The following is a 16295-nucleotide window of genomic DNA, read 5'->3' as shown; positions in this document are numbered from 1 at the left end:
GCCGCACGGCGGGGTGAGGCGCATGGGGCCGAACGCGAGCTCGACGGCGTCGCTCGAAACCGTGCGGACGGCTGTCAAAGAGCATCGGCGCGCTCATGGCTGCGCGCCTTGGGCCGCCGCCGCGCCCGCCGCAGACGGTCGTCGCGGCGGGCGCTGGAACATCTTGATCAAGGGGCGTTCCAGCGTGACGTGGGCCAGATACCCGACCCCCGACGCGACAATAAGCGACACCAACACATAGACCCAAGGCGACAGGTCGGTCGCCCCGAATGCTCGCCACGCCTGGGCCATCGCCGACAGCAGAATGGGATGGAGCATATAGAGCGGATAGGACGCATCCCCCAGCATCTTCAGAAGGCTCAGGCGCGGCAGACCCCCTGTCTCTTCCCAGGCCACTAGGCCGCCCACGATCAGGGTCGCGGGAATGGCGAAGGTCACCAGACGAAACTGCTCCGCTCCGGGCGCAGATCCCACCGCCAACAGCAGGATGAGACCCAGGCCAAAGGACCATCGGCCTAAGCGACGCACCGCCAGCGGCAGACGAGGAAGAACCATGGCCAGGCCGATGCCCAGCACGAACTCGATCATGAAGGGCGAGGCGTAGAAATGGGCGATCGGCCCCAGCGGCAACAGGGACATCGCCCCCAGAAGGCTGAGCGTCCCGACCGTGAACCCCGCCCGCCACCGCGCAGGCAGCGCCAGCGCCGCCGCTAGCAGGGCGTAGAAGAACATCTCGTAGTTCAGCGTCCAGCCGGGGATCATCAGCGGCTTCAGCCCCGACTCCGCCACCGGGTTGGGCCAGGGCAGGAACAGGTAGGACATGATGGTGTGAACGGGATCGAACCGGGTGCTTTGCAACATGCCGGGCGCCACCAGCAGCATGACCAGGATCACCGTCGTCAAAGTCCAGTAGAGCGGCACGACCCGCGTGATCCGCTTTCTCAGAAAGGTCGCGGGCGAGACCGGGCGCTCGCTCAGGATCAGCCACATCACATAGCCGCTGACGATGAAGAAGACTTCGATCCCTGCTTGGAGCACCTGCGTCTCGCCCAGCCCCATCTGGCTCTGCGCGTGCCAGGCCACGACGCCCAGCGCCGCGACGCCGCGCAGATACTGAATGGACATCAAGGCCTTCGGTCCCCGAGGCGGGACGCCAGGATCGACGGAAGCCGGGACGGTGTCGGCTGAATTGGTCATGCGGGCTCCCACACTCTCTATGAGAGCAGGGTAGCCCGCCGATCATTACTTAAGGTTGTAGCCGATTGGGCTGGCTCGCGTCAGCGCATCTCCAGGTTCAGCGCGCGAGCGATACTCTCCCACGGCACATACTTGTAGTTCTGGTTCTCGACAGGAAGGACGTTACGGCCATCCTGCGCGACCATGGCGCCGTGCTCGAACCCCGGTCCCAGATTGCGGCTGGAGATATCCAGCCCGTCGGTTTCCGAAATGCCGTCGATGCCCGCCTGGGGATTGGCGGCCACGGCGAAGGAGCCGAGATACTCCTGCTCGCCCTCGCGACGGAACACCGCATAGGTGTCGTTGCCCTGACTGGACAGGACGATGTAGCCTCGCCCGTCACCCAGGTCATAGATGCCGATCCCCTCATAGTCGTCCTTGGTCGTCGGCAGATCGGCTACGGCGCGGACCAGGGTCATGTCGGAGCCGCCTTCTGCTGCGGCGCGCGCCCGCCACATCCCGACATCCTCCTCGTTGACGTAGAGAGCGCCGGTCTCGTCATCGGCGACGCAACCTTCAGTCTGGCTGGCGAAGGTCAGTTCGCGCACGAACACCGCCCGCACCTTGCCGTTGCCGGCGTCGACCAGCTCCCACTGACGCTTCCTGGTGTCGTCGCCGTTGATGAAGACATAGGTGCGGCCGGTCGCAGGGTCGCGGTACATGCACTGGCCATAGGGATCGTCCAGCTCAGTGGGCTGCACACCGTCGGCGACATTGGTCAGCTGCCGGGTCGCCGGATCCAGGGTGTAGATGGCGATGCTTTTGTCCGTGCGATTGCTGGCCGTGACCAGGGTCACCGGGTGGCCGCCCAGCATGAAGTGATCGCGCAGGTCGACGTTGTTCATCTTGCCGTCGCGCAGGTCCTGAATGACCCGCCCCTGCATGTCATAGACATAGAGGCCGCCCTTCTTATCGGTGCCGACGACGGCGCTCAGGCTCGGATCGGTCGGGTGCTGCCAGATGGCGGGATCGTCGGCGGCGTCGCCAAAGCTGGACACCGGCGCAGTCTCCACCGTGGCCAAGACGGTCACCACGGGCGGCTGGACGCGGACGCGCGGATCGACCGGCGCACCGGTGGTGATATTCAGGGCGCTGGCGATGTCGGCAAAGCTGACGGCCTTGAAGTTGGAGCCGTCCTCGTCGGTGACCAGCAGCAGGCCGGACGGGAAGCCGGGCATGGGCTGGCTGAGGGCGAACAACGGGCCGGGTTCGCCGATCGCCTCGCCGCCCTCGAGGCCAGACACGGTGACCGAACCTACATAGGCGTCGTCCTGGTCGCGATTATAGACGTTCAGCCGTCCGCCCTTGGGGTCGGCTGCGATCAGCCAGCGCGCGCCCTCGCCGCCGTCATAGACCGCCAGGCCGCCGCTCTCCTCGGTGATCTTGCCGAAGCGCGGGCTGTCGATCAGCACCGGATCGGCGAAGGCCTCGGGGTTGGCGTCGAACCGCCAGACGCCGACCGATTCCTCGGACGCATAGACCGTGCCGGACCCTGCATCGACAGCGCACTGCTTGACGGTGGAGATGACGTTCAACCGGCGCATCTGACGCGCATCTAGGCGACCATTGGCATCGGCATAGATCAGTTGCTGGTCGATCTCTCCGCCGTCACCGACGACGAAGGCATACAGCGCCCCGTCGCGAATGCCGCGATAGAGGCAGACGTTCTCGGCCGCAAAGCCCAGCGGAACCGAGCGAGCGCCGACCTCGGTCAGGGTCGCGCCATCCAGACGATAGAGTCGCAGCGAGTTATCGGTCGTGTCGATGGCGGCCACCACCGTGGAGGAGCGGCCTGCGATGTCGAAGCCGTAGGCCACATCGACCCCGCCAACCTCGCCCGCCGGGGCCGACCCGACCCGAGCGCCCGCCCGGTCATAGACTTCCAGGCCGCCCAGGGCCGTCGCACCGACGAACCCACCGCCTGCGCCGTCCAGATATGGAACCGCCGCCGCCACCGCGCCCGATGCGCTGGGCGCCGTGCCCAGCGTCGCCTTCACCGTGGGAAGGCCGGCGTCCTGAGCCATCGCCGAGGCGCCGATCACGGCCAGGGCGGCGGCCATGGCCGTCGATTTCATAAGCATTCCAGCGGTCCTGCGAACGGCCATCGTCTCTACTCCCCTGTTCCACGCCTATCCGGTTGGACGGCGCTATCGTGTCGGCGGCTTAACAGGCGTTCCTGACAACTCGCTGACGGTCAGGCTTGCGACCGTCAGCGAAATATCGCTTCGAAACACCTGATCGGCGTTGCCCCGCCTTATCCTTGGCCAGGTTCAATCGTCAGAACCCGTACGTTTTTTCACATGAAGATCAGCAACTTGAACCGATCCGGCGGACTGGCGACCGCGGCCTGACCGCGCTCTTGAGCCCGACGATACCCGACCAAAAACAGTCTGCAAGAAATATTCTATATTGGTTGCAGTTTGGAAAGTTTGTTCGTAACCTACGGTCAACAAGCCACCTGGTCGATGTGTATCGGCACGGGCGGATGTGGGGAGGATAACTATGCGCGCCTATCGTCGTACGGCCCTGCGGGCCATGCTGCTGTCGACATGCTTGCTGACGCCAGCGCTTCTTTCGCCGGCCATCGCCCATGCCCAGGACGCCGGAGACGCCACCGAGATCGACGAGGTCGTCGTCACCGGTCGCCGCGCCGCAGACCGGGCCGCGCTGGAGAATAAGCGCAACTCCGACAGCCAGGTCGACCAGATCCAGGCCGATGACGTGGGTCGCCTGCCAGACCAGAACGTCGCCGAGGCCCTGCGCCGCCTGCCCGGCCTGTCCACGTCGAACGACATGGGCGAAAGCCGCTATCTGACGGTTCGCGGCGTGTCGCCCGACCTGCTGAACGTGACGCTGAACGGCCAGACCGCCGCAGCCCCCGAGCCGGAAAGCCGCCAGGTCAAGCTGGACGACATCCCCTCGGCCCTGATCGGCTCGGTCACCGTCGTGAAGACCCTGACCCCCGATCTGGACGCCAACGCAATCGCCGGTCAGGCCAACATCGTCACCCTGACGGCGTTCGACCGCAACCGCACCTTCGGCACCCTGCGCGGCGCCTATGGCTACAACGAGCTGGCCGAAGACAATCCCTACGAGTTCGACGCCAGCTTCGGCACGGTGTTCGGTGATCGCGGCCAGTTCGGCGTGGTCCTGGCGGCCAACTTCTCCGAACGCTTCATCGCCGCCGAGAACCTGCAAGGCGGCGAGGGTCGTTTCGAGGTCGACGGCAACGAAATCCCCGAAGAGTTCACAATCCGTCCGTACACCACCGACCGCAAGCGCACCGGCGCCGTCGCCAACTTCGACTGGCGTCCGAACGACCAGTCCAAGCTGTTCGCCCGGTTCCTGTATTCCAAATACGAAGACTCCGAGACGCGCGACAATTTCTCGATCGAGCTGGACGAGGACGACACCGTCTTCGCCAACACCACGGCGACGACCGGCGACTTCTCCGAAGCGGAGGCTAACCGCCGCGTCCGCACCCGGGCGGAGAACACTGACACCTTCACCGCATCCCTGGGCGGCGCGTTCGAGATCGGCGAGAGCCTGCTGAACATCGAAGGCACCTATTCGCGCGCCAACAAGCGCGACCCGATGCGCAACGAGTGGGAGTTCAACCGCGACGGCGTCTCCGGCTCCTACGACATAGGCCCCGACCTCTACATCTTCACTCCGACGGCCGACGCCTATGACGCCTCGACCTACGAGGCCGACAACACCAGCTATGAAAGCCGCGAGGCGATCGAGGACCTTTATCAGGCCCGTATCGACTACCGCTTCCCGCTGTCGATCGGCGACGGTTCGACCTTCAAGCTGGGCGCAAAATACATCAATCGCCAGAAGTCCAACGACGCAAACGCCGAAACCTATGATTACGAAGGGCCCGGCCTGACGTTGAACCACGTCGACCGCCGCGATATCGACTCGCTCTATGACGGTCGCTATCGCTTTGGTCCGACGGTCAGCCAGCAACTGGCCGACGCTTATTTTGTCGCCAATCGCGGCGAGTTCGAGCTGGACGAGGAAAGCACCCTCGGCGACAGCCTGGCCTCCGATTACGACATCGAGGAAACCATCACCGCCGCCTATGTGATGGCGACCCTGAAGTGGGGCCAGTGGACGGCCATTCCGGGCATCCGCGTCGAGCACACCGAGGGCGACTACGCGGCCAAGAGCGTCACCGAGGACTCGACCCTGGACCAGGCGTTCGACACCTTCGGCTCGCGCAAATACACCGACTACTTCCCCGGCCTGAACCTGCGCTATGACGCCTCGGACAATCTGGTGCTGCGTGGCGCCGTGACCACCGCCATCGGCCGTCCGAACTACGAGGACATCGCCCCCTACGTCGTCGTCAACGAGGGCGACGAAGAGGTCTCGGTCGGCAACCCCGATCTGAAACCCCTGACCTCGACCAACTTCGACCTGGCGGCGGAATACTATATCGGTCGCGGCGGCGTGTTCTCGGTGGCCCTGTTCCGCAAGGACATCGAAAACCCGATCTTCTTCTCGACCCAGGACCTGGAAGACGTCGTCTATGCCGGCATCGCGCTGGACGAGGCCGAGGTCACGACGCCCGTCAACGCCGACAAGGCCGTGGTCATGGGCGCCGAGTTCAACCTGCAGATGGAGCTCGACTTCCTGCCGATCTCGGGCTTCAGCGGCGGCATCAACCTGACGCTGGTCGACTCCGAAGCCGAGGGCGTTCCCGGACGTGACGACAAGGTGCCGCTGCTGACGCAGTCGGACACGGTCGCCTCGGCCCAGCTTAGCTATGAGAACGCCGGCTTCTCGGCCCGCGTCGCCTACACCTTCCGCTCCGCCTATCTGGACACGGTCGGCGGCGACGAGACCGAAGACCTCTACGTCGACGACTTCAACCAGTGGGACGCCCGCGTGGCCTACAAGCTGAACGACCGCGTTTCGATGTCGCTGGAAGCGTCCAACCTCAACGACGAGCCCCAGCGGTTCTATGTCGGCAGCCGCAGCCGGATCGCCGAGAACGAGCGCTATGGCTACTCGCTGCGAGCCGGTGTCCAGCTGTCCTTCTAGGTTTTTCCATCCAGACCTGAGCAACTGCGGCGGCGTCATTCGTGATGCCGCCGCTCTTTTTTGTACGGAGTGACCCATGCGTAGCCTGATCCCCCTCCTCGGCGCCGCCCTGGCGCTCGGCGCCTGTGTGACGACGCCGGTCGCCGATGAAGCCAAGCCCGCCGCGCTTGCCGAAATGCCCGACATGACGCTGGAACGTGTCGTCATGCTGATGCGCCACGGCGTGCGCCCCCCGACCAAGGATCCCGTAGAGACGGGCGTAACCGATGAGGTCTGGCCGACCTGGTCCGTGCCGTTCGGCGCCCTGACCCCGCATGGCTACGACGCCGTGAAACTGCTGGGTCAGTGGGATCGGACTCAGTGGGTCGCCCGCGGAATCCTGCCCGCACAGGGTTGTCCGTCGCCTTCCGAAATCACCGTGGCCGCCAGCTTCAAGTCCCGCACCCAGGACACGGCGCGCGCCCTGGTCGAAGGCATGCTGCCGGGTTGCACCGTCGCCGTCGCCCACCCGGCGTCCGAGGAGGAGGACGCCGAGTTTCATCCGCTTGAAGCCCATTCAGTGGCGATCGACAGCGACGCCGCGTTCGCAGCGCAACTGGCCCTAGCCCCTCCCGGAGGCCTTCTTGCCGAGCGCGAGCGCCAGTCAGGCCGGCTTCAGTTGCTGAGCCGTGTTCTGGGCTGCTGCACCGCGCCGCTCTGCGCCGAAAGCGCCCTGCCCGCCGGCTGTGACCTGTCCCAGATGCCGGTCGGCCTGGTCCGCAACGCCAATGATCGCGCCGACGTCGGCCAGCCCTTCGGCACGGCTTCGACCGCCAGCCAGACGCTTTTGCTGGAATATCTGGAAGGCTTCCCGATGTCCCAGGTGGGCTGGGGCCGCGTCACGCGCGACCAGATCGAGGACCTGCTGGAGCTGAACACCCTGAAGTTCCGCTATGAAGGCCGTGCCCCCTATGTGGCGGCCCGCGCCGCCTCGCCGCTGATGTCGCGGATGCTGACGGCGATGGAGAGCGGTCCCAAGCTGACGGTTCTGGCCGGGCATGACACCAATATCGCCGACCTGGGCGGGATGCTGGACCTGCACTGGCATATGCCGACCTATCCGCGCGACAACCCGCCCCCCGGCGGCGCTCTGGGCTTCGAGGTGCTGAAAGATGCGTCGGGCGCCCGCTTCGTCCGCGCCTTCTACCGCGCCCAAACGATGGACCAGATCCGCTACCTGCAACCTCTGACGGGCGACAACGCGCCGTCCCACCAGTATCTCGACATCCCCGGCTGCGACGCCCCCTGCGCCCTGCCGACATTCGAGCGGCTGGTGCGCAGCCGCCTGGTGCCCTTCACGCCCGCCGCCTGACAGCCGGGTTGCAGACATGAAAACGGGCGGGGGCCGCACAGCCCCCGCCCGTCGTCGTTTCAGCAATCGGGTCTCAGAGGCGGACGACCGAGCCCGTCTTCACCGACTGCGCCGCCGCCTCGGCCAGGGCCAGGGCTGCAACCCCGTCGGCGTAACCGACCGAGGCGGCGCCGCCGTCCAGCATGTCGGCGAAATGCTCCATCTCGCGGCGATAGGCCTCGGCGTAGCGGTCGAGGAAGAAGTTCTGGAAGCGGTCGGCCGCAGCCCCCGCCTCGCCCCAGACCTGCACCGTCGATTCCAGCACATTGTCCGCCTTGACCATGCCCTTGGACGCATAGGCCTCGATCCGCTGGTCATAGCCAAAGCCCGACCGGCGGCTGTTGGAGATGACGCACAGCTTGCCCGACGCCGTCTTCAGCACCGTGCGCGCCGTATCGACGTCGCCCAGCTTGCCGATCTCGGGATCGACCAGGCAACTGCCGGCGGCATAGACCTCGGTCACCTCTTCGCCCAGCAGCCAGCGGGCCATATCGAAGTCGTGGATGGCCATGTCCTTGAACAGACCACCCGATACGGCGACGTAGGACGGCGGCGGCGGCGACGGATCGTTCGAGGTGATCTGCACGCTTTCCAGACTGCCCATCACGCCTGAGTCCAGCCGCGCCTTCAAAGCCTGGAAGTTCGGATCGAAACGGCGATTGAAGGCCAGCAGGATCCTGGCCTGACCCAGGTCGTCCGCCGCGCTTTTCGCCCGCTCCAAATCCTGGTCGATCGGCTTCTCGCAGAAGATGGCCTTGCCCGCCTTCGCGGCGCGCACGCTATAGTCCAGGTGGGTATCGGTGGAGCTGGCGATGATGACCCCGGCGATCGAAGCATCGTCCATCGCCTCGTCTAGCGACATGACCTTTGAGCCCCATTCGGCGGCCATCGACGCGGCCGCATCCGCCATCGGATCGACGACGCCCGCCAGTTCGATTCGGCGGTTCAGAGCGGCGTTCTTGGCGTGGATGCGGCCGATACGGCCCGCACCGATAATCGCGACCTTGTGCATGTTCAGTTTCCTTTCAGCAGGACAGGCTCGCCGGAGCGGACCGATTGATCGCAGGCCTCGGCCAGCACGAGCGCGGCCAGCCCTTCGGCATAGCCCACGCGGGACGTCTCGCGGCCGTGGGCCACCTCGGCGAAATGGTCCATCTCTGCCTTGTAGGCGCCGGCGTATCTTTGCAGGAAACCCATCTCGATGGGGGCGGCAGTCGCCCCGGTCTCGGACAGGCTCTGCACCGTGTCCTGATGCACATTGCCAGCCGTGACCATGCCCCTGGAGCCATAGGCCTCGATCCGCTGATCATAGCCGTAGCCGCTGCGGCGGGTGTTGGAGATGACGCACAGACGCCCGGACGTCGTCTTCAGCACCGTCCGCGCCGTGTCCACATCGCCCAGCCGGCCGATCTCGGGATCGACCAGACAGGACGCCGCCGCATAGACCTCGACGATCTCCTCATCCAGCAGCCAGCGGGCCAGATCCAGGTCGTGGATGGTGAAGTCCTTGAACAGGCCGCCGCTGGTCGGGATGAAGCCGGGCGGCGGGGCGGCGGGGTCGTGGTTGACCAGATGCAGGCTTTCCAGCGTGCCGACGGCGCCGGAATCCAGCTGCGCCTTCAGCGCCGTGAACTGCGGATCAAAGCGGCGGTTGAAGGCCAGGACCAGCCGCGCATCGGCGAACTTCGGCGCCTGTTCGCGCACCTTGGCCAGGTCCAGGTCTATGGGCTTCTCGCAGAAGATGGCCTTGCCCGCCGCATGAGCCGCCAGGGCGTGTTCCAGATGCATGTCGGTCGAGCTGCAGATCAACACCCCGCCGATGGACGGATCGGCCAGGGCCTGTTCCAGCGTCGCCTGGCTGGCGCCGAACGCATCGCCGATGGCGGCGGCCGCGTCGGCGCGCGGATCGACCACATACTTCAGCCTCAGGCCGGGGTTTCGCCCCGCGTTAGGCCCATGGATGGACCCCATCCGTCCGGCGCCGATCAGCGCCACATCGATTCTGCTCATGGTCGTTTCCCGTCTTTTCACCGGAGACAACATGGAACCGATATTCTGTCTATCCATGAAATGGAATTTCTACGCGCGCCGACGGCATTCCATTCATCGCCGCCTCGTGCGAGGTTCGTCACGCATCGCTGCAAGAGACGGAATCGCATGATGGATCACCTCCCCGCCCCCACGACCGCCGAGGAACTGAGGGCCGCGATCCTTGATCGGTATGAATCCCTCAGCAAGCGGTTGCAGCAGATCGCCCGCTATGTGCTGGACGAGCCGAACGCCGTGGCGCTCGAGACCCTGGCGGTGCTGGCCGAACGCAGCGGCGTGCAGCCCTCGGCCATCGTCCGCTTCGCCAAGTCGTTCGGCTTCGACGGCGCCACCCAGATGCAACGTCTGTTCCGCGACGGTCTGCTGTCGGGCAATGCGGCCCTGGCCTATGGCGAGCGGGTGCGCCAGTTCAGCGAGACGGTGGACAACAAGGCCGTGGGCCAACCCGGACAGGTTCTGGCCGAGTTCATCGAAGGCAACACCCTGGCCCTCCAGAACCTGGGCGAGATCGTCAGCTCTGCGGATCTCGAAGCCGCCGTCGATCTGATGGCCCAGGCCGACACCATCTATGTCGCCGGTTTCCGCCGATCCTTCCCGGTCGCCGCCTACATCGCCTACTCCCTGCATCAGGTGGACAAGCGCACGGTGTTCATCGACAGCATCGGCGGCATGACCCGCCAGCAGATCCACGCGATCACGCCGCGCGATCTGCTGCTGGTCGTCAGCTATCATCCCTATGCCGAAGAGGCGGTCCAGCTGATCGACGCCGCCGTCGAACGCTCGGCTCCCGTCCTGTCGATCAGCGACAGCCTGGTCAGCCCCGTCGCCAAGCCCGCGACCCAGGTGCTTCAGGTCCGTGAGGCCGAAATCCGCAAATTCCGCTCGCTGTCCACCTCCATGTGCCTGGCCCAGGCCCTGGTGATTTCGTTCGCCTTTACAACGTCACAGCCGGCGCGGAACGCGTCCACGATGAAAGGTGCGTCAAAGCGCGCGAAGCAATGAAACAGACGTTGCGAGCGTTCTGAAACTGGAATATACGTTACATATCCCGAGGCGATTTGCGCTCGGGGGCTGTTTCGAGAGACGAGTTCGATGGCGAACGACAGACATCGGCTTGACCTCATCACGCTCGGTCGATCCTGCATCGACCTGTACGGCCAGCAGGTCGGCGGGCGTCTGGAGGACATGATGTCCTTCGCCAAATACATCGGCGGCAGCCCCACCAATACGGCGGTCGGATCGTCGCGGCTGGGACTGAAGGCCGGGCTTCTGACCCGCGTCGGCGCCGACCATTTCGGGCGGTTCATTCGTGAACAGCTGACGGTCGAGGGCGTGGAAACCGACGGCGTCCTGACCGATGCGGAACGGCTGACGGCCCTGGTGTTTCTCGGCATCCGCGACCCCGACACCTTCCCCTTGATCTTCTATCGCGAGAACTGCGCCGACATGGCGCTGAGCGTCGAGGACGTGGATCCCGCCTTCATCCAGTCGGCCGGCGCCCTGCTGATCAACGGCACCCACCTGTCGCGCCCCAACGTCTTCGATGCGACGATGAAGGCCTGCCAGCTGATGCGCGAGGGCGGCGGCCGGGTGGTCTTCGACATCGACTATCGCCCCGTCCTCTGGGGCCTGACCGGCAAGGACATGGGCGAGAACCGCTTCGTCGCCGACGCCGCCGTCACCGCCCGCCTGCAACAGGTCCTGCCCCTTTGCGACCTGATCGTCGGCACCGAGGAAGAGATCCACATCCTGGGCGGCTCGACCGACACTATCGCGGCGCTGAGGGCGGTTCGTGAACGCAGCGCCGCCCTGCTGGTCTGCAAGCGCGGGCCGGATGGTTGCTCGGCCTTCCCCGACGCCATTCCCGACAGTCTGGACGACGGCGTCGTAGGCCAGGGCTTCCGGGTCGAGGTGTTCAACGTCCTGGGCGCCGGCGACAGTTTCATGGCTGGCTTCCTGCGCGGTTGGCTGAAGGGCGAGCCGCTGGAGACCTGCTGCGCCTTCGGCAACGCCTGCGGCGCCATCGTCGTCTCGCGCCACGGCTGCGCTCCGGCCATGCCGACGTGGGACGAGCTGCAGCTTTTCCTGGACGGAACAGAACGTCCGTTCCGCCTGCGCGAGGACGTGGAGCTTGAGCACGTCCACTGGGCCACCACGCGCCGGGGGACCTATGACGAACTGACCGTTCTTGCCATGGACCACCGCAGCCAGTTCGAGGAGATGTGCGCCAAGGTCGGCGCCGATCCCGCCCGCATCCCCGCCTTCAAGGCGCTGGCGCTGCAAGCCGTCGATAGGTTGGCCAAGGGCGATACCCGCTATGGCGTCCTGCTGGACGGCCGGTTCGGCATGAGGGGTCTGGAGGCCGCCGCCGACCACGACTACTGGATCGGACGCCCCATCGAACTGCCGGGATCCTGCCCGCTGGTGTTCGAAAGCTCGGCCGACGTGGCGACCGAACTGGCGACCTGGCCGCCGAACCACGTCGTCAAATGCCTGGTCTTCTATCACCCAGACGACCCCCAAGACCTGCGCGACCGTCAGGAGCGCCAGATGCTGCGGTTGCAGGACGCCTGCCGCAAGACCGGCCACGAACTGCTGCTGGAGATCATCGCCTCCAAGAACGGCGCGATCGATTCCAACACCATTTCGCGCACCATCCAGCGGCTCTACGATCTGGGCATGAAGCCCGACTGGTGGAAACTGGAGCCGACCGAGGATCAGACCGCCTGGGTCAATATCGAGCGCGCCATCGAGGCCAATGACCCCCTGTGCCGCGGCGTCGTCCTGCTGGGCCTGTCGTCGCCCGAGGCAGAGCTGATCGCCTCGTTCGACGCCGCCGCCGCCCGCCCGATCGTCAAGGGGTTCGCCGTCGGCCGCACCATCTTCGCCGACGCGGCCGAGCAATGGCTGGCCGGCAAGATGGACGACGAAGCCGCCATCTCTGACCTGTCGTCGCGTTTTTCCGTCTTGATCGCCGCTTGGCGCGCCGCAAAGTCGCGCGCGGCCATCACTCCCGTTCCCGAGGCTCTGAGCGCGTGACCACGATCCGACTGACCGCTTCCCAGGCCGCCGTCCGCTGGCTCGCCGCACAGCATGTCGTCGTCGATGGCGTCGAGGTTCCCTACTTCGCCGGTTGCTGGGCCATCTTCGGCCACGGCAATGTCGCCGGCATCGGCGAGGCCCTGCACGCCCATCGCGATGTCCTGCCGACCTGGCGGGCGCACAACGAACAGGGCATGGCCCATTCGGCCATCGCCTACGCCAAACAGATGCGCCGCCGTCGCGCCATGGTCTGCACCACCTCAATCGGCCCCGGCGCGACCAACCTGGTGACCGCCGCCGCCCTGGCCCACGTCAACCGCATCCCGGTCCTGTTCATGCCGGGCGACGTCTATGCCAGCCGCCGCCCCGATCCCGTGCTGCAACAGATCGAGGATTTCGGAGACGCCACCGTCACAGCCAATGATTGCTTCAAGCCCGTGTCGCGCTTCTTCGACCGGATCACACGGCCCGAACAGATCCTCGACGCCCTGCCCAAGGCCCTGGCGACCATGCTGGACCCGGCGACCTGCGGCCCCGCGACCATCGCCTTTTGTCAGGACGTGCAGGCCGAGGCCTTCGACTATCCCCTCGCCTTCTTTGAGCGCCTCCTCTGGACCGAACGTCGCCAGCCCGCCGACGCAGGCGAAATGGCGGCTTTGGTCGATGCGCTGAAAGCCGCCAAACGGCCCCTGATCGTGTCTGGCGGCGGCGTCCTGTTCAGCCAGGCCGAAGGCGCGCTGCAATCCCTGGCGGAGGCGACCGGCCTGAAGGTTGCGGAGACCCAGGCGGGCAAGGGAGCCTTACCCTGGGACCATCCCAACACCCTCGGCTCCATCGGCGTCACCGGCTCCAGCGCCGCCAATGAGGCCGCCTCGACCGCCGATGTGATCGTGGCTATCGGCACCCGCCTTCAGGACTTCACCACCGGCTCGCGCAGCCTCTTCCCCGACCGCAAGCTGTTTCAGGTCAACGTCCAGCCCTTCGACGCCCACAAGCACGCCGCCGTCCCTGTCATCGGCGACGCCCGCACGGTGATCAAGGCCCTGTCCGCCGCCCTGTCCGCGTGGCGCGCGCCTGATCTCGGCGTCGACATGGCGGGGTGGACCGCCGCCGTCGAAGCGGCGACCGCGGGTTCGGCTGACAAAACCCTGCCCAGCGACGCCCAGGTCATCGGCGCCGTCCAGCGGTCCATGGGCGACGACGCCGTCGTGGTCTGCGCCGCGGGCGGCCTGCCCGGCGAACTGCACAAGCTGTGGCGCACGGCCCGGCCCGGCGGATACCACCTGGAATACGGCTTCTCCTGCATGGGCTACGAGATCGCCGGCGGCCTGGGGGTCAAGATGGCCGAGCCGGACCGCGAGGTCGTCGTCATGGTCGGGGACGGCAGCTACATGATGCTGAACTCCGAACTCGCCACCTCGGTGATGATGGGTCACAAGCTGATCGTCGCCCTGCTGGATAACCGCGGCTTCGGCTGCATCAATCGGTTGCAGCAGGCGACCGGTTCGCCCGGCTTCAACAATCTCTTGGCCGACAGCCGTCACGAGACCCTGCCCGAGATCGACTTCGCCGCCCACGCCCGCAGCCTGGGCGCAATGTCGGAAAAGGTCTCGACCCTGGGCGAGTTCGAGGCCGCCATGGCCCGCGCCCACGCCGCCGACCGGTCCTATGTCGTCGTCATCGACACCGATCCGCTGAAGACCACCGAGGCCGGCGGCTGGTGGTGGGATGTCGCCGTGCCCGAGGTCTCGGACCGGCCCCAGGTCAACGCCGCCCGCGCCGACTACGAGAACCAGATTCGAATGAAGAGAGACCTGTCATGAGCATCCGCTGGGGCGTCAGCCCGATCGCCTGGTCCAACGACGACATGCCCGAACTGGGCGGCGACACGCCGCTCGAGGACATCTTCAACGACATCCGCGAGGTCGGTTTCGAAGGCGTCGAACTGGGCGGCCGTTTCCCCAAGGACCCGAGCGAGCTGAAGGCCATGCTGGGCGGGCTCGACCTGATCGGCGGCTGGTACTCCGGGTCCCTGCTTGTTCAGGACGCTGACGCCGAAATCGCCGCCATGCAGCCGCACTTGGACCTGCTGAAGGCCATGGGGTCCAAGGTCTTCGTCTTCGCCGAGACGTCCAACGCCGTCCACGGCAACCGCTCGGTGCCCTTGTCCGGCACGCCCCGTCTGGCCGCCAATGACTGGAAGGCCTTTGGCGAGCGCATGTCAGGCGTCGCCGACTATGTCGCGTCTCAAGGTCTGAAGTTCGCCTATCACCACCACCTCGGCACGGTGGTCGAGACCGCAGCCGACATGGACGATTTCATCGCCGCCACCAGCCCCTCAGTCGGCTTCACCCTCGACACCGGCCACGCGGCCCTGGGCGGGGTGAATTCCCTGGCCGTGATCCGCGACCATCCTGAGCGGGTCGTCCACGTCCACTGCAAGGACGTGCGTTGGGAGACCTTCACCAAGGCCAGGAAGGGCGGCTCCAGCTTCCTGGATGGCGTCTTGTCGGGGATGTTCACCGTCCCCGGCGACGGTGGCATCGACTATGCCGAGATCATGCAGGCGCTGCGCCGCATGGACTATTCCGGCTGGATCGTCATCGAGGCCGAACAGGACCCCGCCTTGGCCAACCCGCGCAAATATGCCGAACTGGGTCTGAAGACGCTGAAGGATCGCGCTGCGGAAGCGGGCCTGATCTGATGCCCAACCTCAAGGTCCGCCCCCACGCCCCCGACGCCGACGGCGCCGTTCTTGAGGTCACGCCGCAAAGCGCGGGTTGGGAGCACGTCGGCTTCAAGGTCGTTCGGCTGAAGTCAGGCCAGACGTACAATGGCGGCGAGGCGGGACGCGAGGCCTGCCTAGTGATCGTCGCCGGCACGGCCGCGATCACGGCGGGTGGTCAGACCTTCGAGGGCGTCGGCGGCCGCGCCACTCCGTTCGAGGATCGCGCACCTGGAGCCGTCTATGTCCCCGCCGGGACCGACTACGCCGTCACCGCAGGGGGCGCTGTCGAGTTGGCCGTCTGCACCGCGCCGGGCAAGGGTCTGGGCGCGCCCCGCCTGATCGCCGAGGCCGACATGCCGCGCGAGGTTCGCGGCTCCGGCACGAACCAACGCCACGTCCGCAACATCCTGCCCGAGACGGAAGCCGCCGAAGGCCTGCTGGTGGTCGAGGTCATCACGCCGGGCGGCCACTGGTCCAGCTATCCGCCACACAAGCACGACACGGCGACGCCAACCGAAGAGACCGCGCTGGAAGAAACCTACTATCACCGCATCGACCCGCCCCAAGGCTTCGCCATCCAGCGCGTCTATACCGACGACAGAAGTCTGGACGAGACGGTCAGCGTCGAGGACGGCGACGTGGTCATGGTCCCGCGCGGCTATCACCCTGTCGGCGCACCACATGGCTATGACGTCTATTATCTGAATGTCATGGCTGGACCGAAGCGCAACTGGATCTTCCGGAACGACCCGGCGCACGAATGGATCGTCAAGCCCAAGGCGTGATGGGCGAGCACGC

General features: G+C 66.1%; 11 protein-coding genes. 7 read left to right on the top strand and 4 right to left on the bottom strand.

The window, feature by feature from the left end; genetic code table 11:
• Window positions 1-93 precede the first annotated feature (93 nt).
• A complete protein-coding gene (locus ACO05L_RS06245; RefSeq protein WP_421731309.1) occupies window positions 94-1197 on the bottom strand; it encodes an acyltransferase family protein in 1104 nt (367 codons plus the stop codon).
• An 80-nt stretch (window positions 1198-1277) separates the two neighbouring features.
• Entirely contained in the window at window positions 1278-3317 is a 2040-nt protein-coding gene (locus ACO05L_RS06240) for a phytase (RefSeq protein ID WP_421731308.1), read from the bottom strand.
• 421 nt (window positions 3318-3738) lie between these two features.
• On the opposite strand from ACO05L_RS06240, the gene ACO05L_RS06235 reads away from it, so the two are divergent.
• On the top strand, window positions 3739-6288 hold the full coding sequence (locus ACO05L_RS06235; protein WP_421731307.1) for a TonB-dependent receptor: 2550 nt from the start codon (window positions 3739-3741) through the stop codon (window positions 6286-6288).
• Window positions 6289-6364: 76 nt separating this feature from the next.
• Window positions 6365-7639 (top strand): histidine-type phosphatase, encoded by a 1275-nt coding sequence (locus tag ACO05L_RS06230; protein WP_421731306.1) that lies wholly within the window; start codon window positions 6365-6367, stop codon window positions 7637-7639.
• A 73-nt stretch (window positions 7640-7712) separates the two neighbouring features.
• Here the strand turns inward: ACO05L_RS06230 and iolG (ACO05L_RS06225) are convergent, their stop codons facing one another.
• On the bottom strand, window positions 7713-8690 hold the full coding sequence (gene iolG / locus ACO05L_RS06225) for an inositol 2-dehydrogenase (protein WP_421731305.1): 978 nt from the start codon (window positions 8688-8690) through the stop codon (window positions 7713-7715).
• Between the two features lie 2 nt (window positions 8691-8692).
• Window positions 8693-9688 carry an inositol 2-dehydrogenase gene (gene iolG, locus ACO05L_RS06220; RefSeq protein WP_421731304.1) on the bottom strand — a complete coding sequence of 332 codons (996 nt, stop codon included), beginning with the start codon at window positions 9686-9688 and terminating at the stop codon, window positions 8693-8695.
• A gap of 147 nt (window positions 9689-9835) precedes the next feature.
• Between iolG (ACO05L_RS06220) and ACO05L_RS06215 the strand changes: the two genes are divergently transcribed.
• The 5 genes from ACO05L_RS06215 to iolB all read left to right on the top strand — a co-directional run bounded on the left by ACO05L_RS06215 (window position 9836) and on the right by iolB (window position 16282).
• Window positions 9836-10729 (top strand): MurR/RpiR family transcriptional regulator, encoded by an 894-nt coding sequence (locus tag ACO05L_RS06215; RefSeq protein ID WP_421731303.1) that lies wholly within the window; start codon window positions 9836-9838, stop codon window positions 10727-10729.
• Window positions 10730-10819: 90 nt separating this feature from the next.
• Window positions 10820-12766, top strand: a complete 1947-nt coding sequence (locus ACO05L_RS06210; protein WP_421731302.1) for a bifunctional 5-dehydro-2-deoxygluconokinase/5-dehydro-2-deoxyphosphogluconate aldolase — start codon at window positions 10820-10822, stop codon at window positions 12764-12766.
• Window positions 12763-14592 carry a 3D-(3,5/4)-trihydroxycyclohexane-1,2-dione acylhydrolase (decyclizing) gene (gene iolD, locus ACO05L_RS06205; RefSeq protein WP_421731301.1) on the top strand — a complete coding sequence of 610 codons (1830 nt, stop codon included), beginning with the start codon at window positions 12763-12765 and terminating at the stop codon, window positions 14590-14592. The genes ACO05L_RS06210 and iolD overlap by 4 nt, the downstream gene beginning before the upstream one ends.
• Window positions 14589-15473 carry a myo-inosose-2 dehydratase gene (gene iolE, locus ACO05L_RS06200; protein ID WP_421731300.1) on the top strand — a complete coding sequence of 295 codons (885 nt, stop codon included), beginning with the start codon at window positions 14589-14591 and terminating at the stop codon, window positions 15471-15473. The genes iolD and iolE overlap by 4 nt, the downstream gene beginning before the upstream one ends.
• On the top strand, window positions 15473-16282 hold the full coding sequence (iolB, locus tag ACO05L_RS06195) for a 5-deoxy-glucuronate isomerase (RefSeq protein WP_421731299.1): 810 nt from the start codon (window positions 15473-15475) through the stop codon (window positions 16280-16282). The genes iolE and iolB overlap by 1 nt, the downstream gene beginning before the upstream one ends.
• Window positions 16283-16295 lie beyond the last annotated feature (13 nt).

The organism is Brevundimonas sp., from assembly GCF_965227765.1.
Classification (GTDB): domain Bacteria; phylum Pseudomonadota; class Alphaproteobacteria; order Caulobacterales; family Caulobacteraceae; genus Brevundimonas.
This window is presented reverse-complemented; position numbering and strand designations above follow the sequence as displayed.